This window comes from Variovorax sp. GW821-FHT09B05, assembly GCF_059418265.1.
The window spans coordinates 198,072-216,749 of sequence record NZ_JBWKPN010000014.1 but is presented as its reverse complement, the minus strand read 5'-3'; the positions used below and the strand labels follow the sequence as shown (position 1 = coordinate 216,749).

At 70.0% G+C, this 18,678-nt stretch carries 17 protein-coding genes; 6 read left to right on the top strand and 11 right to left on the bottom strand.

Translation table 11 applies throughout. The features are described from left to right. Window positions 1-111: 111 nt before the first annotated feature. Window positions 112-1,245, bottom strand: a complete 1,134-nt coding sequence (locus AC07RM_RS30865; RefSeq protein WP_208512497.1) for a class I SAM-dependent methyltransferase — start codon at window positions 1,243-1,245, stop codon at window positions 112-114. 21 nt (window positions 1,246-1,266) lie between these two features. On the opposite strand from AC07RM_RS30865, the gene AC07RM_RS30860 reads away from it, so the two are divergent. From AC07RM_RS30860 to AC07RM_RS30840, 5 genes are all read left to right on the top strand, one after another. Then, the gene (locus AC07RM_RS30860; protein WP_495336928.1) at window positions 1,267-2,067 is read left to right on the top strand and encodes an SDR family oxidoreductase; all 801 of its coding nucleotides are present in this window, start codon (window positions 1,267-1,269) and stop codon (window positions 2,065-2,067) included. A gap of 42 nt (window positions 2,068-2,109) precedes the next feature. After that, complete coding sequence (locus AC07RM_RS30855) at window positions 2,110-2,487, top strand: dihydroneopterin aldolase (RefSeq protein ID WP_057591108.1); 378 nt, start codon at window positions 2,110-2,112, stop codon at window positions 2,485-2,487. 58 nt (window positions 2,488-2,545) lie between these two features. After that, a complete protein-coding gene (gene ttcA, locus AC07RM_RS30850) occupies window positions 2,546-3,490 on the top strand; it encodes a tRNA 2-thiocytidine(32) synthetase TtcA (protein WP_495336927.1) in 945 nt (314 codons plus the stop codon). A 46-nt stretch (window positions 3,491-3,536) separates the two neighbouring features. After that, on the top strand, window positions 3,537-4,163 hold the full coding sequence (locus tag AC07RM_RS30845; protein ID WP_495336926.1) for a DUF4136 domain-containing protein: 627 nt from the start codon (window positions 3,537-3,539) through the stop codon (window positions 4,161-4,163). Between the two features lie 63 nt (window positions 4,164-4,226). Further along, window positions 4,227-4,874, top strand: coding sequence for a histidine phosphatase family protein (locus tag AC07RM_RS30840; RefSeq protein WP_208510537.1), 648 nt, complete (start codon window positions 4,227-4,229; stop codon window positions 4,872-4,874). A 9-nt stretch (window positions 4,875-4,883) separates the two neighbouring features. Here the strand turns inward: AC07RM_RS30840 and AC07RM_RS30835 are convergent, their stop codons facing one another. The 8 genes from AC07RM_RS30835 to AC07RM_RS30800 form a co-directional block, all read right to left on the bottom strand. After that, entirely contained in the window at window positions 4,884-5,930 is a 1,047-nt protein-coding gene (locus AC07RM_RS30835) for an ABC transporter permease (protein WP_495336925.1), read from the bottom strand. After that, window positions 5,927-7,432, bottom strand: coding sequence for a sugar ABC transporter ATP-binding protein (locus AC07RM_RS30830; protein ID WP_495336924.1), 1,506 nt, complete (start codon window positions 7,430-7,432; stop codon window positions 5,927-5,929). Before AC07RM_RS30830 ends, AC07RM_RS30835 begins: the two co-directional genes overlap by 4 nt. An 8-nt stretch (window positions 7,433-7,440) precedes the next feature. Then, entirely contained in the window at window positions 7,441-8,523 is a 1,083-nt protein-coding gene (torT, locus tag AC07RM_RS30825) for a TMAO reductase system periplasmic protein TorT (protein WP_431511527.1), read from the bottom strand. A 65-nt stretch (window positions 8,524-8,588) separates the two neighbouring features. Beyond that, a complete protein-coding gene (locus AC07RM_RS30820) occupies window positions 8,589-9,566 on the bottom strand; it encodes a 5-oxoprolinase subunit C family protein (protein ID WP_057591114.1) in 978 nt (325 codons plus the stop codon). Beyond that, window positions 9,556-10,467, bottom strand: coding sequence for a 5-oxoprolinase subunit B family protein (locus tag AC07RM_RS30815; RefSeq protein ID WP_495336923.1), 912 nt, complete (start codon window positions 10,465-10,467; stop codon window positions 9,556-9,558). Before AC07RM_RS30815 ends, AC07RM_RS30820 begins: the two co-directional genes overlap by 11 nt. After that, window positions 10,464-11,876 carry an acetyl-CoA carboxylase biotin carboxylase subunit gene (locus AC07RM_RS30810; protein ID WP_495336922.1) on the bottom strand — a complete coding sequence of 471 codons (1,413 nt, stop codon included), beginning with the start codon at window positions 11,874-11,876 and terminating at the stop codon, window positions 10,464-10,466. The genes AC07RM_RS30815 and AC07RM_RS30810 overlap by 4 nt, the downstream gene beginning before the upstream one ends. Before the next feature lie 13 nt (window positions 11,877-11,889). Then, window positions 11,890-12,138, bottom strand: a complete 249-nt coding sequence (locus AC07RM_RS30805) for an acetyl-CoA carboxylase (protein ID WP_057591117.1) — start codon at window positions 12,136-12,138, stop codon at window positions 11,890-11,892. A gap of 50 nt (window positions 12,139-12,188) precedes the next feature. Continuing rightward, the gene (locus tag AC07RM_RS30800; RefSeq protein ID WP_057591118.1) at window positions 12,189-12,962 is read right to left on the bottom strand and encodes a 5-oxoprolinase subunit PxpA; all 774 of its coding nucleotides are present in this window, start codon (window positions 12,960-12,962) and stop codon (window positions 12,189-12,191) included. A 256-nt stretch (window positions 12,963-13,218) separates the two neighbouring features. On the opposite strand from AC07RM_RS30800, the gene AC07RM_RS30795 reads away from it, so the two are divergent. Continuing rightward, on the top strand, window positions 13,219-14,145 hold the full coding sequence (locus AC07RM_RS30795; RefSeq protein ID WP_057591119.1) for a LysR family transcriptional regulator: 927 nt from the start codon (window positions 13,219-13,221) through the stop codon (window positions 14,143-14,145). 15 nt (window positions 14,146-14,160) lie between these two features. On the opposite strand, the gene AC07RM_RS30790 is transcribed toward AC07RM_RS30795, so the two are convergent. Next, window positions 14,161-17,310: an efflux RND transporter permease subunit gene (locus AC07RM_RS30790; RefSeq protein WP_495336921.1), complete on the bottom strand. Its 3,150-nt coding sequence runs from the start codon at window positions 17,308-17,310 to the stop codon at window positions 14,161-14,163. Then, window positions 17,307-18,536, bottom strand: a complete 1,230-nt coding sequence (locus AC07RM_RS30785; RefSeq protein WP_495336920.1) for an efflux RND transporter periplasmic adaptor subunit — start codon at window positions 18,534-18,536, stop codon at window positions 17,307-17,309. Before AC07RM_RS30785 ends, AC07RM_RS30790 begins: the two co-directional genes overlap by 4 nt. Between the last annotated feature and the right edge of the window lie 142 nt (window positions 18,537-18,678).

Here is an 18,678-nt window from a genome sequence, read left to right as displayed (position 1 = left end):
TGGGTCGCCTTTTCTTTGGTTACTTTCTTTTGGCGAAGCAAAAGAAAGTGACTCGCCCGCCGGGGCGAGTCCCGGCCGACAACCTACCCAAAGTCAACAGCCGCAAAAAAATCAGAGCGTATGACTCCGATCCCCCTCACTAAACCCAACAGCCTCCCACGCATCACCCACAGCAAACCCCACCACCTTGAACAATTCCCCCATCTCATGCTCATGCACCAGCCGAGCCCCCATGGCCCTCTCCCCCACAGAAGCCGTCTCCATCAACGAAACCAACCCACAGTTCAACAAAAACCGCGCCTGACTCGCATACCCCAACACAGCCAGCCCCGCCTCCTGCCCAGCCAACGCCACCCCCGTGAAGTCAACGTGAGCAGTGATGTCCTTCAGCCCCACGTCGGACAGCGGATCCCCATCCGCCCGATGCGCCCGATGGCACATCACCGTCCCCATGTGCCGCTGCGGGTGGTAGTACTCGCTCTCGGGAAAGCCGTAGTCGATCAAGAAGGCAGCCCCGCGCTCGAGCCGGTCCGCCAGGGTCGCGACGAAGGCCTTGGCCTGGGGATGGATCTCGGTCAGGTAGTCGTGCTCGCCCGGCACCTCGACCGGCGGCCGCAGCTCGGTCTCGCGGTCGGCCCAGGCCCAACCGTCGCCGGCCGCATTGCGCACCACGCCGCGCTCGAACCAGCGCCCGCCGTGGCGCGCCAGCAGCTGCACCGGCATCGCGTCGAGCACCTCGTTGCCGACCACCACGCCCTGCATCGCCGCGGGCAGCTCGAGCCGCCATTCGACGCGGTCGCCGAAGCGCGCCAAGGCCTGCTGCTGGCGCGCGCGCAGGGTGCCCGAGAGGTCGACGATGCGGTAGTTCACGTCGCCGCGGCCCAGCGCATCGAGCGCATCGAGCAACTGGGCGGCGAGCGCGCCCGAGCCGGCGCCGAACTCCCACACCGTGGCGGTGCCGGTCTTCTCGAGCGCCTCGGCCAGCTGCGCGGCCAGCGCGCGGCCGAACAGCGGGGTGAGCTCGGGCGCGGTCACGAAGTCGCTGCCCGACTCGGGCATCTGGCCGAACTTGGCGAGGCTGTTGGCGTAGTAGCCGAGGCCGGGCGCATAGAGCGCGAGCGCCATGAAGCGGTCGAAGCCGATCCAGCCGCCGGCGCGCTCGACGGCGCGGGCGATCAGGGTGTCGAGGGCGATGGGTAAACTGCTGTGGGTCTGTGTCGTCACGGGCACCGATTCTCCTCGCATCCTCCAGCCCCCACCTTCCGCATGAGCGCCGCGCCCTCCTTCACCGCCCCGGCCCCCGAGCGCCGCACCGTCCTCGTCACGGGCGCGGGCAAGCGGCTGGGGCGCGAGATCGCGCTGGCGCTGGCCGCCGGCGGCTGGCGCGTGGCGGTGCATTTCCGCCAGTCGCGCGCCGAGGCCGAGCAGACGGTGGCCGACTGCGCCGCGCTCGCGGGCGAGGCCCACGCCTTCGGCGCCGACCTGCTCGACGAGGCCGCCACGCGCGCGCTGCTGCCGCAGGTGGCGGCGCACTTCGGCCGGGTCGACGCGGTGGTGCACAGCGCCGCGCTGTTCGAGCACGACGACGCGGCCAGCTTCAGCTACGCGCTGATGGACCGCCATGCGCGCGGCAACACGGGCGCCGCGATCGTGCTGGCGCAGGCGCTGCACGCGCACCTCGCGCAACGCGATCCAGAAGGCACGCTCACCGGCGCGGTGGTCCACATGCTCGACCAGAAGCTGTGGAACACCAACCCCGATTTCCTCAGCTACACGCTCTCCAAGGCCGCGCTCGAGGCCGCCACGCCGATGCTGGCGCTGGCGCTCGCGCCGCGCGTGCGCGTGGTGGGCGTGGCGCCCGGCCTCACGCTGCCGAGCCACATGCACGACGACGACAAGTTCGCGCAGCTGCACAAGCTGTCGCCGCTGGGGCGCTCGTCCACGCCGGCCGACGTGGCCGCCACCGTGCGCTTCGCGCTCGAGAACGGCTCGATCACCGGCACCACGCTGCTGGTGGACGGCGGCCAGCACCTGATGAAGTTCGAGCGCGATTTCTCGCACATGTGAGCTGAACCCGCCGCCCGCGGCCCCTTTTTCGAGCACCACCCGATGTCACCCACCACCCCCCTCGGGCGCCAGACGCTCACCCTCAACGGCCTGCGCTTCGACGCCAACCTCGGCATCCTCGAGCAGGAGAAGGTCGCGCCGCAGCCGATCCAGGTCGATGCCGAGCTCAACCTCGGCCCGCAGCCGCTGCTGCCCAAGGACGACGACATCTTCCACGTGCTCGACTACCGCAAGGTGCGCCGGATCATCATCGACGAGTGCACCGCCGAGCACGTGAACCTGCTCGAAAGCCTCATCGGCAAGCTCGCGCAGCGCCTGCTGCAGCTGCCCGGCGTGCTGGGCGTGCGCGTGAAGATCGCCAAGCTCGAGATCTTCGAGGACTGCGAGGTCGCGATCCGCATCGAAGCCGGGGAATGGTGATCCGGGGCAAAATCGCCCCCTTCCCCCGTTTTTTGCTGCCCCGGGCAGCCCTTTTGCCATGAACGCCGTCTGGATCGACGAGGCGCCCGTCGCCGACGCCTCCGCCTCGCCCCCGCCCGCCAACTCGATGAAGATCGAGCGCGAAACGCACAAGCTCGAGAAACGCCTGTGCCGCGAGGTGGGCCGCGCCATCGTCGACTACAACATGATCGAGGAAGGCGACAAGGTCATGGTCTGCGTGTCGGGCGGCAAGGACAGCTACGGCCTGCTCGACATCCTGCTCAAGCTCAAGGCCCGCGCGCCGATCCACTTCGACATCGTCGCGGTCAACCTCGACCAGAAGCAGCCCGGCTTCCCCGAGGAAGTGCTGCCGAAGTACCTGAGCGATCTCGGCGTGGCCTTCCACATCGAGAACCAGGACACCTACAGCATCGTCAAGCGCGTGATCCCCGAGGGCAAGACCACCTGCGGCCTGTGCAGCCGGCTGCGCCGCGGCATCCTCTACCGCGTGGCCGACGAGCTGGGCGCCACCAAGGTCGCGCTGGGCCACCACCGCGACGACATGCTGCAGACCTTCTTCCTCAACATGTTCTTCGCGGCCAAGCTCAAGAGCATGCCGCCGAAGCTGGTGAGCGACGACGGCCGCCACGTGGTGATCCGGCCGCTGGCCTACGTGGCCGAGAAGGACCTGGTGCGCTGGGCCCAGCACCGCGAGTTCCCGATCATTCCGTGCACGCTGTGCGGCAGCCAGGAGAACCTGCAGCGCAAGCAGGTCGGCGAGATGCTGCGCGAATGGGAGCGCAAGTACCCGGGCCGGATCGAGAACATGTTCAGCGCGATGCAGAACGTGGTGCCTTCGCACCTGCTCGACGGAACGCTGCACGACTTCAAGGGTCTGAAGCCGACGGGCGTGGCCGACGAGAACGGCGACAAGGCCTTCGACGCGCCCTCCTTCGACCCGCTCTCCCAGGCACCCGCCGCCCTGCGCATCGTCCAGGGCTGATCCGGCTACCCAGGGGAATTTTGGGCTCACCAGCCCGGAGACCCTCATGAAACGTGCTTTTCCTGCTCTGCTTCTGGTAGCAACACTGTCCGGCTGCGCCACCTCCTGGGTGGTCGACAGCGACGTGAAGAGCTTCTCCGCCATCGACACCGTTCCCGCCGGCGCCACCTACCGCTTCGAGCGCCTGCCCTCGCAACAGGCCAACGGCGAGCGCCAGGCCTCGCTCGAGGCCATGGCCGCCGCCGCGCTCGAGCAGGTCGGCCTGCGCCGCGACGACGCCAACCCGCGCTACACGGCGCAGATCAGCGCCCGCGTGACCACCACGCTGTCGCCCTGGGCCGATCCCTGGCTCTGGGACGGCCCCTTCGGCTACGGCTATGGCTACGGCCCCTACGGCTACGGCCGGCGCTGGTACGGCGGCGGCTGGTATGGCGCGCCGATCATTCCGCAGGCCTCCAATCCCTGGTACGAGCGCGAGGTCGGCGTGGTGCTGCGCGAGCTCGGCAGCAACCGCGTGGTCTACGAGACCCGCGCGCGCAACGACGGCCCCTACACCGCGAGCGCGGCGGTGCTGCCGGTGATGTTCCAGGCCGCGCTGCAGGGCTTCCCGAAGCCGCCCGAGGGTGTGCGGCGCGTCAACATCGAGCTGCCCACGGCGAAGAAGCAACAGTAAGGGCCCGCCTCGGGCCTGGAGCGGCGGCACGATCCGAAATGCCGCCCTCCTAGAATTTCGACCATGGAAGACCTCACCCGCCTGATCGCCGTTCGCCATGGCGAAACCGCCTGGAACGTCGACACGCGCATCCAGGGCCAGCTCGACATCGGACTCAATGCCACCGGCGTCTGGCAAGCCCAGCGCGTGGGACAGGCGCTGGCCGACGAACCGCTGGCCGTCATCTACGCCAGCGACCTCTCGCGCGCATGGCAGACCGCGCTCGAGATCGCCAAGCCGCACGGCCTCGAGGTCCGGCCCGAACCCGGCCTGCGCGAGCGCGCCTTCGGCCGCTTCGAGGGCATGAGCTTCGCCGAGATCGAGGCCGAGCTGCCCGAGCAGGCCAGGCGCTGGCGCGAGCGCGATCCCGAGTTCGAACCCGAGGGCGGCGAGAGCCTGCTGGTGTTCCGCGAGCGCATCACGCGCGTGGCCGCCGACCTGGCCTCGCGCCACACGGGCGAGCTGGTGGCGCTGGTCGCGCACGGCGGCGTGATGGACGTGCTCTACCGCGCCGCCACGCGCCAGGAGCTGCAGGCGCCGCGCACCTGGCAGCTCGGCAACGCGGCCATCAACCGCATGCTGTGGAGCAGCGAGGGCTTCAGCCTCGTGGGCTGGAGCGACATCTCGCACCTCGCGGCCGAGGGCGGGCCGCGCGACGAGTTCGCCAACTAGCTCAGTGCGTCAGTGCGAGCCGGGCGCCACCATCCGGTGGCGCAGCTGGTCGGCCACCACCGCCACGATCAGCAGCGCGCCCAGCACCACCATCTGCAGGTACGACCCCACGCTCGCGAGGTTCATGCCGTTCTGCACCAGGCCGATGAAGATCGCGCCCATCACCACGTTCGGCACCCGGCCCATGCCGCCGCGCAGGCTCACGCCGGCGATCACGCAGGCCGCGATCGACTCCAGCGCCACGGTGCCGCCGAGGTTGGCCTCGCCGGTCTCGACGCGCGCGGTCAGCAGCAGGCCGCTGACGGCCGCGAGGCCCGCGCACAGCAGGTAAGCCACGAGCAGCACGCGCCGGGTGTCGATGCCCGACAGCGCCGCCGCCTTGGCATTGCCGCCCACGGCCAGCAGGTGGGTGCCGGTCGGCATGCGGCCCATCAGCACGCCCATGGCCGCCACGCAGACCGCCGTGACCCAGATCGGCACCGGCACGCCCAGCAGCGTGCCGAAGCCGAACAGCTCGCTGAAGCCCGCGGGCAGGCCCGACACCGGCACGCCGCCCGTGAGGTAGAGCGCCAGGCCGAAGCCGATCGACTGCACGCCCAGCGTGACGATGAAGGGCGAGACGCCGATGAAGGCCACGCCGATGCCATTGACCAGCCCCACCGCGAGCCCGGCCAGCATGCCGCAGGCACAGCCCAGGGCGATGGCCAGCCAGGCGGCGTCGGGCAGCGCGGCGCCGAGGAACTGCATGGCCAGCGCCGCCACCACCGAGGTGATCGCCATCACGGTGCCGACCGAGAGGTCGAAGCCGCCGGTCACCAGCGCCAGCATCTGGCCCATGGCCACCAGGATCAGGTAGACCGACTGGCGCAGCAGGTTGACCAGGTTCTGCACCGTGAGGAACTGGTCCGAGAGGCTGCCGAACACCACGAAGGCGATCGCCAGCATGAAGGGCAGCACGCCCAGGCGCAGGAACAGCGCGCGCAGCAGCGCCAGCGCGCGGCCGGCGGGACCCGGTGCCGCGGGCACGGCGGTGGCGACGGAGGAAGACGAAGTCATGGCTTGTTGTTCTCGCTGGGACCGAAGAAGAGGTTGAGCACGGCGCTCTCGCCGATGGCGTCGCCTTGCAGCTCGCCGGCGATCTCGCCGCGGCACATCACGTAGACGCGGTGGCTCAGGTGCAGCACCTCGGGCAGATCGGAGGAGATCACGACCACCGCCGCGCCGCCCTCGCAGAGCTTGCGGATCACCTGGTAGAGCGCGCTGCGGGTGCCGATGTCGACGCCCACCGTGGGCTCGTCGAACACGTAGAGCGCGGCGTCGCGCGTCATGCCCTTGCCGAACAGCACCTTCTGCTGGTTGCCGCCCGAAAGAAGCGCCACCGGCCGCTCGAGGTTGCGCGGCGCGAGCTCCACGCGCTCGGCCGCGGCCGTCGACAGCCGGCGCCCGAGCCGCTTGCGCAGCCAGCCGCCATGGCCGCGCAGCGGGCCGTGCACCAGCGGCAGCGTGATGTTGGCGCGCGAGCTGAAGCCCAGCACCAGCCCTTCGCCCTTGCGGTCGGGCGGCAGGTAGAACAGGCCCTCGTCGAGCAGCCGGCGCACCCTGGCGCCGGTGCGCGGCTGGCCCCTGAACAGCACGCGGCCCGCGCTCACCGGGTCGAGCCCGCAGACCGCGCGGAACAGCTCCGACTTGCCGCAGCCCACGAGGCCGGCCAGCCCGACCACCTCGCCGCGCCGCACCCTGAGGCTGGCGCCGCGCACGCCGTTGGGCGAATGCAGGCCCTCGAGCTCGAGCACCGTCTCGCCCGGCGCGAAGGCGATGCGCGGATAGACCTGCTCGATGGCGCGCCCGCTCATCAGCTCGATCAGGCGATCGGCATCGGTCTCGCGCGCCTCGACCGTCGTGACCTGGCGGCCATCGCGCAGCACGGTGATGCGGTCGGCGATCCGCGCGATCTCCTGCATGCGGTGCGAGATGTAGACGATGCCCACGCCGCGCGCCTGCAGCCGCGCCACCAGCTCGAACAGGCGCTGCGCCTCGGCATCGGTCAGCGAGGCCGTGGGCTCGTCGAGGATCAGCACCGAGACCTCGCCGCGCAGGCCCTTGGCGATCTCCACCATCTGCTGCTGCGCGCGCGTGAGGCCGGCCACCGGCGCATCGACGTCGATCGCGAAGCCCAGGTCGGCCAGCATCGCGCGGGCGCGTTCGCGCAGCGCGCCGCGGTCGAGCAGGCCGCGGCTGCGCGGCTCCTCGCCGAGGCTCAGGTTCTGCGCCACCGACAGCGTGGGGATCAGCGAGAACTCCTGGAACACCGCGCTGATGCCGTGGCGCCGCGCGTCGTGCACGTTCGCGAAGCGCACCGGCTCGCCGCGCAGCCGGATCTCGCCGGCGCTCGGCACATTGGCGCCGGCCAGCAGCGAGATCAGCGTCGACTTGCCGGCGCCGTTCTCGCCGAACAGCACGTGCACCTCGCCCGCGCGCAGCTCGAAGTCCACGCCGTCGAGCGCCAGCACGCCCGGATAGCGCTTGCCGAGTCCGCGGGTCTGCAGCAGGGGTGGCATCGCGGGCCTTACTTGACCTCGAACACCGGCTTGAAGCCGGTCGGCGGCAGGATGTCGGCCTGCTTCACGCTCTGGATGTTGCCGCTGTCGACCACGAAGATCTTCGGGCCCACGTGCTTCGCGACCTCCTTGCCCTCGAGCAGGCGCACCGCCTGGTCGACCGCGATGCGGCCCTGGATCACCATCGAGTCGGCCGGCGCGGCCACGATGCGGCCGCGCTGGATGCCCTCGTAGACGCCCGGCGTCATGTAGAAGGACAGCACCTGCACCTTCTTGTCGAGGTTGCGCGAGCGCAGGATGCCGGTGGCGGCCTCGGCCGTGACCGCCGTGCCGGCCACGTAGGCCAGGTCGGGGTTGGCCTGCAGCACGTCCTCGATCAGCTTGCTCTGCGCTTCCTTGCCGGTGTCGCCGTACTTCGGATCGAGCACCACCACCGCGCTGCCCTTGACCGCCTCCATGAAGCCCTTGTGCGCGGCCTCGACCCAGCCCGCGCCGGCGGGTCCCGGGAACCAGCCGACCTTGACCGGCGGCGAACCGGCCGGATGCTTCTTCGCGAGGTAGGCACCGGTCGACTGGCCCATGGTGTGGAAGGACACCAGCGACTTGGCCGAGAGGTCGGGCGAATTGATGCCGTTGACCAGGTCGATCACCGGCACCTTCTTCGCGGCCGTGGCCTTGATGACGTTGTTGAGGCCGTCGCCCGAGATCGCGCCGATGATCACCGCGTTGGCGCCGCGCGCCACGCAGTCCTCGATCTGCGAGACCTGCTTGCCGAGGTTGGTGTAGCCGCCCGCGTCGGCCACCTGCAGCTTCACGCCCTGGCGCCGGGCCTCCTCGATCACGCCGTAGTCCACGCCGAGCCAGTAGGCGTCCTTCATGTGCGGGAACGACACGCAGAGGTCCCACTTCTTCGAGGCCTTGGGCAGCGGCACGTAGTCGATGGGCTTCTTCGTGCCCTCGGCCGAGAAGGCGGGCTCGGTGGCCTCGGCCTTGTAGGGAAACCAGTCGGCGGCCGAGGCACCGCCGTGCCACAGCACGGTGGCGGCGAAGGCGGCGGCGGTCAATGAAACGCGCAGGGGCAAGCTGTTCATGAAGAACTCCTAGGTGGCAACGGGGAAGAAAAGAAAGGGGGTGGGCGGCCTTGCCGCCCGGGCGCTCAGTCGGCGAGCGCGGCGCGCAGGCGCTCGATGCGCCGTCGTCGCTCGGCGCGCGCGGCCAGCGCCTGCGCCATGTCGACCGCGACGAAGCGCGCCTTGTGGTTGGGCTGCATCTGGGCGATCAGGTCCATGTCGGCGCTGATCACCGTGCCGACCATCGCGTAGCCGCCGCCCGAGACCGCGTCGCGGTGCAGGATGATCGGCTCGCGCCCGCCCGGCACCTGGATCGAGCCATAGGGATAGCCGGCATCGACGATGTTCGACGGATCGGCGCCCGCGCCGAAGGGCGGCGTGCGCTCGATGAACTTCAGCGGCGTGCCGTTCTTGTAGCGGTAGCCGATGCGATCGGCCTCCGAGCCCACGCTCCAGGTGTCGGCGAAGAAGCTGCGCACCGAGTCCTGCTGCAGCCGGTGGAAGTAGATGCCGGGCAGCACGCGCAGCGTCACCTCCTTGGCGAGCACCGGCAGCAGCTCGGCCGCCACGCCACGCCCGGGCCGTGCGCGCGCCGAGGGCGTGCCCACGGGCAGCCGGTCGCCGGCCAGCAGCTTGCGGCCCTCGAAGCCGCCGAAGGCGCCGAGGCCGTAGGTCGAGCGGCTGCCGAGCACCAGCGGCACGTCGATGCCGCCGGCCACCGCGATGCACATGCGCGCGCCCAGCAGCATGAAGTCGAAGCCGAGCACGTCGCCGGCCTGCACCGCGAAGGCTTCGTTGCGCGGCCTCTCGGCGCCGTTGAGCTTGACCTTGGCCTGCGCGCCCGTCACCGCCACCACGGCGGGCGCATCGAAGCGCAGCTCGGGCCCGAGCAGGGTGCTCTCGATCACGGCCGCGCCCTCGTCGTTGCCCACCAGCAGGTTGGCCAGCACCAGGCCCTGCTGGTCGAGCGCGCCCGACAGCGGGATGCCCAGGTGGTAGTAGCCGGGACGGCCCGCGTCCTGCACGCTGGTCGCGAGGCCGGGCTTGAGCACTTCAATCGCCATGGAGCACCTTCAGCAGCTGTTGGTTGTAGCCGTCGGGATCGGCCAGGAATTCCTGCAGCGAGAACGACACCGGCGCGATGCGCAAGGTGTAGTCGCCGGCCTCCACCTGCGCCACCTGGCGGTCGTACTCGGCGCGGTCGATCGGCTTCCACTTGACGATGTCGCCGGGGCGGAAGAACACCATCAGCTCCTTGAGGTAGGGCAGGCGCTGGGCCGGATCGAAGATCGGCGCCGGCGTGACGCCGAACATCTGGTAGCCGCCGGCCCCGCGCACCGAGTAGATGCAGCTGAAGCAGCCGCCATGGCCCAGGGTGAGCCGCGGCGTGTCGGTGCGCGGGCTCAGGTACTTGGGCACCTCGAGCTGGCGCTCGCGCTCGACCATCTGGAACAGGAAGGGCAGCCCGGCCACGAAGCCCACCATGGAGACGAACCACGGCGCGCCCGAATGCGCGGCGATGAAGGCCTCGACGGAATCGAGGCCATTGATGCGCGCGGCGTATTCGATGTCGGTGCTGGCCGGGTCCTGGTGGCGCTCGCGGAAGCGCATCAGGGTCTCGTGCGTCCACGGGTCGTTGTAGAGCACGGGAATCTCGACGATGCGGGTCTGAAGCCGCAGGTCGGCCTCGCCGATGCCGGACTCGATCCCCTCGAGCACGGCCTGCAGCGCGTCGGGCGCGATCAGGTCGGGATCGAAGCGCACCAGGTAGGCCGCGTTGGCCGGGCAGATCTCGGTGACGCCCGCGATCTCGCCGGCCTGCACGCGGCGGCGCAGCTCGTTGCAGATCGCCATGCCCTTGAAGAAGGCGGGCAGCGACATCGATTCGCTGATCTCGACGAACAGGTGCTCGTCGCCGCCGAAGCTGTAGCGGGCCTGGGCCGGGAGGATGGCGGCGGCGGTCATGCGGGCACCTTCTCGGCCATGGAAGCAGGAACGGGAGCGGCCGGCTCGGCCAGCGGATGCGCCGCAAGCCACTGCTCGAGGAAGCCGGTGTGGAAGGCCGCGGCCGCGACCTCGGCGTCGTCGCACAGCGCGCGGTGCAGCGGGATGGTGGTGTGGATGCCCTCCACGCGCAGCTCGCCGAGCGCACGGCGCATGCGCGCGAGCGCGGCGGCGCGGTCGCTGTCGTGCACGATCAGCTTGCCGAGCAGCGAGTCGTAGTAGGCCGGCACGTTGCAGCCCGCGAACATCAGGGTGTCGAAGCGCACGCCGGGCCCGCCCGGCACCGCGAGCCGCGTCACCAGGCCCGGGCTCGGCATGAAGTTCTTCGCGGCGTTCTCGGCGTTGATGCGCACCTCGATGGCGGCGCCGGCGAGCCGGATGTCCTCCTGCTTCAGGCGCAGCGGCTGGCCCAGCGCGATGCGCAGCATCTCCTTCACGAGGTCGATGCCGGTGACCATCTCGGTGATCGGATGCTCGACCTGGATGCGGGTGTTCATCTCGATGAAGAAGAACTCACGCGTGTCGTCGTCGTAGAGGTATTCGAGCGTGCCCGCGCCGCGGTAGGCCACGGCGCTCGCGAGGCGCAGCGCCGATTCGCACAGCGCGGCGCGCGTGGCGGCATCGATGGCGGCCGAGGGCGCCTCTTCCCACACCTTCTGGCGCCGGCGCTGCAGCGAGCATTCGCGCTCGAAGCAGTGCACCACGCGCTGGCCGTCGCCGAGGACCTGCACCTCGATGTGGCGCGCCTTGCGGATGAAGCGCTCGAGGTAGACCTCGCCGTTGCCGAAGGCGGCCTGCGCCTCGGCGGTGGCGGTGGCGAACTGCTGGCGCAGTTCGGCCTCGTCGTGGGCCACGCGGATGCCGCGCCCGCCACCGCCGGCCGAGGCCTTGATCATGATCGGGTAGCCGATGTCGCGCGCGAGCTCGACCGCCACGCCGGCATCGCTCACCACGCCGGCGCTGCCGGGCACGGTGGGCACGCCGGCCTTCATGGCGGCGGCGCGCGCGGCCGCCTTGTCGCCCATGGTGCGGATCGCATGCGGCGTCGGGCCCACGAACACCAGGCCCGCGGCCTCGACGCGCGCCGCGAAGTCGGCGTTCTCCGAGAGGAAGCCGTAGCCCGGATGCACGGCGCCCGCGCCGCTGTGGGCCGCGGCCTGCAGGATGGCATCGGCGCTCAGGTAGCTCTTGCTGGCATGGGCCGGGCCGATGCGCACGGCCTCGTCGGCCATCTGCACGGCCAGGCTCTGGGCGTCGGCGTCGCTGTGGACGGCGACGGTCTTCAGGCCCAGCTCCTGCGCGGCGCGGATCACGCGCACCGCGATCTCTCCGCGGTTGGCGATCAGCAGCTTGTCGAATGCGGCGGTCATCGCGTCGTCTTCCTCAGGCGGTCTCGATCACGGCCAGCGGCTGGCCCGGATCGACCGGCTCGGCGTTCTCGACCGCGAAGCGCAGCAGGCGACCGGCCGCGTCGGCCGTGACTTCACTGAACTGCTTCATCACCTCGACCAGGCCCAGCACGTCGCCCACGGCCACCGTGTCGCCCTCGGACTTGAACGGCGGCGCATCGGGCGCCGAGCGGCGGTAGAAGGTGCCCGGCAGCGGGCTCAGGACTTCATGGGTAGCGGACATGGGATGCACTCCTGGGGACGGAACGGAAAACGGGGAAGGGAAAGAGGGGATCAGCCCTGCGCGGCGAGCCCTGCAACCTCGATGCCATGCGCGGCCAGCGCGCGCCGCGTGGCCTGCACCAGCGCGAGCGCACCGGGCGTGTCGCTGTGGATGCAGACCGAGTCGAAGCCGATGGCCAGGTCCTCGCCCTCGACCGTGCGCACCGTGCCCTCGGTGCAGGCGCGCAGCACCTTGGCCGCGACCGCCTCGGGGTCGAGCGCGCCGACGCGGCGCGTGAAGACGATGGAGCCGCTCAGGTCATAGTCGCGGTCGGCATAGAACTCGCGCACCACCGGCTGGCCCAGCTCGCGCGCCACGCGGCAGGTGACCGAGGACTCCATGCAGAACAGGCGCAGGCCGGGCTCGATGCGCTGCAGCGCCTCGACCAGCGTGCGCGACAGCGCCTCGTCGCGCGCCGCATGCATGTAGAGCGCGCCATGCGGCTTGATGTGCTGCAGCGCCAGCCCCTCGAGCCGCGCGAACTCGCGCAGCGCGCCGAGCTGGTAGACCATGTCGTTGACCAGTTCCTCGGCCGGCGCCTGGATGTGGCGCCGGCCGAAGCCCACGAGGTCGCGAAAGCCCGGGTGCGCCCCGATGCCCACGCCGTGCTCGCGCGCCAGCGCGACCATGCGCCGCATGATGTTCGGATCGCCGGCATGGAAGCCGGTGGCGATGTTGGCCGAACTGATCAGCGGCATCAGTTCCGCGTCGACGCCATCGCCGATGGTCCAGGGGCCGAAGCCCTCGCCCATGTCGGAGTTCAGATCGATCCGCTTCTTCTTCACGTGTGACAGCCTTTGTTCGTTGTGCGTCCCGTGGCCGCCAAGGCGCGGCGCGGCGGGACGGTCCGAAGATTAGTGAGCGGTCCAAAGACTGAAAAGCATTGTTTTCCGCGCACTCGGTATCTGAAAAACAGATGCTGCGTTGCGGCGCATGCCTTGCTACGCTGGAGCCATTCGATCGCGCGGTATCGGGTTTTCACCAACCCATGCACCGGCTGCCCCGCGTTGCCGATACCGATCCACTCCCCGAAGCCCCGCCATGTCCCTGACCCTTCGCCAGCTCAAGTACTTCTCGGCGGTGGCCGAGGCGGGCCGCATCTCGCACGCGGCGCTGCAGCTCAACATCTCGCAGTCGGCCGTGACCACCGCGATCCGCGAGCTCGAGGAGATGCTGGGCCAGCAGCTGTTCGAGCGCCATCCGCACGGCGTGGAACTGACCAAGGGCGGCCGCCGCTTCCTGAGCCATGCCTATGCGGTGCTGGCCGCGGCCGACGAGGCGCAGCGCATGCCGCACGAGGACGCCGCCGTGCAGGGCGAGCTGACCATCGCCGCGAGCTACACGGTGCTGGGCTACTTCCTGCCGCACCACCTGCAGCGCTTCGAGCAGCTGCATCCGCAGGTCACGCTGAAGGTGCACGAGGTGGCGCGCGAGGCGATCGAGGAAGGGCTGATCACGCGGCGCTACGACCTCGGCGTGGTGCTGACCTCGAACGTGGTGCTGCGCGAGCTCTCGCTCGAGACCTTTTTCGGCTCGCAGCGCCGGCTGTGGGTGCCGGCCAAGCATCCGCTGCTCGACAAGGCCGAGGTCACGCTGGCCGACGTGGCGGCCGAGCCCTACATCATGCTCACGGTCGACGAGGCCGCGGCCACCGCGCTCAAGTACTGGGGCCGCACGCCGCACCAGCCCAAGGTGCGGCTGCGCACCAGCTCGGTGGAGGCGGTGCGCAGCACGGTCGCCAACGGCGGCGGCGTGACGGTGCTGTCGGACATGGTCTACCGCCCGTGGTCGCTCGAGGGCAAGCGCATCGAGACCATCAACCTGCGCGACCCGATCCCCACCATGAACATCGGACTCGGCTGGAAACAGGGCGTGGAGTTCTCGCCCGCGATGACGGCGCTGCGCGACTACTTCCGCCAGCTGTTCCTCGATCCCGCGTCGGCGCGGCAGGGGCGCGGGCGCGCCTGAGCCCGACGCGCTCGCTCAGGCGTGCGAGACCTCGGCCTGCGCTTCCTTCGGCAGGTCGACCATCGGCCCGCTGCCGCTGTAGCGGTCGAGCGCGAGGTAGATCGCGGGCGTGATGTAGAGCGTGATCACCTGCGAGAAGATCAACCCGCCCACCACCGCCACGCCCAGCGGCTGGCGCAGCTCGGCGCCGGCGCCCAGGCCCAGCGCGAGCGGCAGCGCGCCCATCAGCGCGGCCAGCGTGGTCATCAGGATCGGGCGGAAGCGCAGCCGGCAGGCCTCGCGGATCGCCTCCACCGGCTGCAGGCCCTCGGTGCGCTGCGCGTCGAGCGCGAAGTCGATCATCATGATCGCGTTCTTCTTCACGATGCCGATCAAGAGCAGGATGCCGATGGTCGCGATCAGCGTGAGGTCGAAGCCGAAGATCTTCAGCGAGATCAGCGCACCCACCGCCGCCGAGGGCAGGCCCGCGAGGATGGTGATCGGATGGATGTAGCTCTCGTAGAGCACGCCGAGCAGCACGTAGATGACCAGCACCGCGAGCACCAGCAGCACGGCCTGGCTGGACTGCGAGCTCTGGAACACCGCGGCATCGCCCCCGTAGGTGGTGATGATCGACTGCGGCATCTTGAGCTCGTCCTTGAAGCGGTCGATCTTGGCGGTGGCATTGCCCAGCGGGACGTCGGGCCCGAGGTTGAACGACACCGTCACCGCCTGCAGCTGGCCCTGGTGGTTGACCGAGGTCGGGCCCACGGTGCGCTCGATGCTCGAGAAGGCCGACAGCGGCACCAGCCGGCCGGTGGTGCTGCGCACCGACAGGCGCGAGACGTCGTCCTCGAACTGCCGGTCGTTGTCGGACGCCGAGAGGATCACCTGGTAGGTGTTGCTGGCCGCGTAGATGCTGCCGATCTGGCGGTCGCCGTAGGCGTTGTAGAGCGCGGTGCGCAGGTCGCCCACGGCCACGCCGAGCACGCCGGCCTTGTCGCGGTCGATCTTCAGCGTGGCCTGCAGGCCGCGGTTCTGCGAGTCGCTGGTGACGTCGCGGAAGTCGGGGTCGGCGCGCATGCGTTCCATCAGCCGCGTGGCCCAGGGCACCATCTCGCCGGCGTTCACGCTCTGCAGCGTGTACTGGAAGCGCGCCTTGCTCTGGCGCCCGCCCAGGCGCAGGTTCTGCACCGGCTGCATGTAGACGGCGATGCCGGGAATCTCGCGAAAGCGCTGGCGCAGCGACTCGAGCACCTTGGGCATCTTCGGCCGCTCGCCGCGCGCCTTGAGCACCGCGAACAGCCGGCCCGAGTTCTGCGTGGCGGTGGGGCCGCCCACGCCGACGAAGGAGCTCACGTAGTCGACGCTGGGGTCGGCCATCAGCGCGTCGGACACGCGGTCCTGCAGCGCCTTCATGGCGGTGAAGGAGATGTCCTCGGCGGCCTCGGTCGTGATCTGGATCTGGCCGATGTCCTCCTCGGGGAAGAAGCCCTTGGGGATCGTGATGAACAGCCAGGCCGTGACCACGAAGGTGGCGCCGGCCATCAGCAGCATCAGCCCGCGGTGCGCCAGGGTCCAGTCGAGCGTGCGCATGTAGCTGCCGTGCACCCAGCGGTAGCCGCGCTCGAAGGCGCGGCCGATCGCGGTGCCGGGCTCGGGATGCTCCTCTTCATGGTCGTGGCGCGCGCCGCCCTCGGGCCGCGGCACCTGCTTGAGCAGCCGGCTCGCGAGCATCGGCACCAGGGTCAGCGAGACGATCGCCGACACCAGCACCGCCAGCGCCACCACCACCGCGAACTCGTGGAACAAGAGGCCGATCACGCCCGGCATGAAGAAGATCGGGATGAACACCGCCACCAGCGAGATCGAGATCGAGACGATGGTGAAGCCCACCTCGCGCGCGCCGCGCAGCGAGGCCGCCAGCGGGTCCATGCCCTTCTCGACGTAGCGCATGATGTTCTCGAGCACCACGATCGCGTCGTCCACCACCAGGCCCACGGCCAGCGTGATGCCCAAGAGCGAGACGTTGTCGAGGCTGTAGCCGAAGGCATAGAGCAGCGCCACCGCACCGATCAGCGAGATCGGGATGGTGGCGGCCGGGATCAGCGTGGCGACCAGCCGGTGCAGGAACAGGAAGATCACCAGCACCACCAGCGCGATGGTGCCCAGCAGGGTGAGCTGCACGTCGTGCACCGCCTCGCGGATCGACAGCGAGCGGTCGTTGACCATCTGGATCTCGACCGACTGCGGCAGCTCGGCCTTGAAGCGCGGGATCAGCGCGCGCACCGCGTCGACCACCTGCACCGTGTTGGCATTGGGCTGGCGCTGCACGGCCAGCGAGATCGAGCTCTGGCCGTTGAAGCTGCTGGCGGTCTTGACCGACTCGAAACTGTCCTCGATGGTCGCGACCTCGTCGAGCCGCACCGGCGCGCCGTTGCGCTGGCCGACGATCAGCTTGGCGAAGTCGGCCGCGCGCGTGAGCTGCTGGTTGGCCTGGATGGTGAGCGTCTGGCGCGGGCCGTCGAGCACGCCGACCGGCGTGTTGGCGTTGGCCGAGTTGACCGCGCGCGCGAGCTCGTCGAGCGTGATGTTGCGCGCGTTGAGCAGGTCGGCATTGGCCTTGATGCGCACCGCGAAGGCCTTGCGGCCGTACACGCCCACCTGCGCCACGCCGTCGATGGTCGAGAGCGTGGGCGAGATCAGGTTCTCGGCGTAGTCGTTGAGCTCCGAGGGGTTCATCGACGGCGAGATCAGCGCGATGAACAGCACCGGCGCATCGGCCGGGTTGACCTTGCGGTACGAGGGCAGCTGCGTGAGCTCCTGCGGCAGCTGGCGCTGCGCGCGCAGGAGCGCGGCCTGCACGTCGACCGCGGCGGCGTCGATGTCGCGGCTGCTGACGAACTCGAGCGTGAGCGAGGTCACGCCCTGGGTGTTGACCGAGCTGATGGTCTGCAGGCCCGGGATGGTCGAGAACTGCTTCTCGAGCGGCAGCGCGACCGAACTCGCCATGGTGTCGGGACTGGCGCCCGGCAGCTGCGCATTGACGTTGATGACGGGCGTGTTGTAGCTGGGCAGCGCCGCGACCGGGATGCTGAAGTAGGCGAAGATGCCCACCACCACGACGGCCGCTGACAGCAGCACCGTCATCGCGGGACGGCGGATGCACAGCTCGGAGATGTTCATGCGCGTTCCCGCTGCGTCGAGCGGATGTCGACGCCATCGGACGACGCCGCGCTGCCGGGCGTCACGCCCGTGGTGCCGCCAGGCGCGGCCGGGGTCGCGGGCGTGTCGCCGCGCGGCTTGTCGTCGATGCGCACCTTGCCGTTGGGCCGCACGTTCTGGCTGCCCTCGATCACGACCTGCTCGCCGGGCTCGACGCCGCTGACCGCGACCTTGGTGCCGAAGGTGTGCAGCGTCTTCACCTTGCGGCGGCTCGCGTTGCGTTCCTTGTCGACCACGTAGAGCGAGGTGCCCTCGGGCAGCATCATCAGCGCCGCCGCGGGCACCACCGTGACGCCCTCGAGCGTGCGCACCGTGATGCGGGTGCCGACGAACTGGCCGGGCCACAGGCTCTGGTCGGCGTTGTCGAACACGGCCTTGGCGCGCACGGTGCCGATTTGCGGATCGACCGTGTTGTCGACGAAGTTGAGCGTGCCCTGCAGCGTGTCCTTGCGGCCCGTGACCACGGCCTCGACGCGCGAGCGCGTGCGCGCGGCGGCCAGCAGGTCCTGCAGGTTGGCCTCGGGCACGGGGAAGCTCACGGCGATCGGGTCGAGCTGCGTGACCGTGACCAGCGACAGCGTGGGCTGCACCAGCGTGCCCGGGTAGATGTTGACGGCGCCGATGCGGCCCGCGATCGGCGCATGCAGCTTGGTGTAGCTCAGCGCCACCTGGGCCGACTGCACCGCGGCGCGGTCGGCCGCGACCGCCGCGCGCTGCGCCTCGAGCTGCGACAGCGTGGCATCGGTCGCGCTCTTGGAGATGAAGTTCTGCGCCAGCAATTCCTGGCTGCGCTTGTACTGGCGCTCGAGGTCGGCCAGCGTGGCCTCGTCGCGCTTCTGCTGGGCCTGGGCGCGCGCCAGGTTGGCCTGGTCGTTGCGGTCGTCGAGCGTGAAGAGCAGTTGCCCCTGCTTCACGAACTGGCCTTCCTTCACGTGCACCACGTCGACCGTGTTGGTCACCTGCGGTCGCAGGTCCACGCTGTTGAGCGAGACCACGCTGCCGTTGACCTGCACCGTGACCGGCACGTCCTGGCGCACGGCGGTGGCGAGCGTGACCAGCGCGGTCGGCGCGGCGGCCGGCCCCTTGGCGCTCTTCGCCGCGGCGCGCTCGCCCGAGCCGCTCCACCACCATCCCGCGGCGGCGACGATCGACACGCCCACGAGGGCGATGACTGCGTTCTTCTTCATGGGTTTTTGTGCACTTTGGGCTGACAGCGGCTATTGGATCGCGGGGGGTTCCGAGTGTCCATCCGCACCGTAAAGAAAAGTAAAGGCCAGGGCGCCGCGCCCGGTAAAAACGGTCGGGATAAGCACCGATGGACAGGCACCC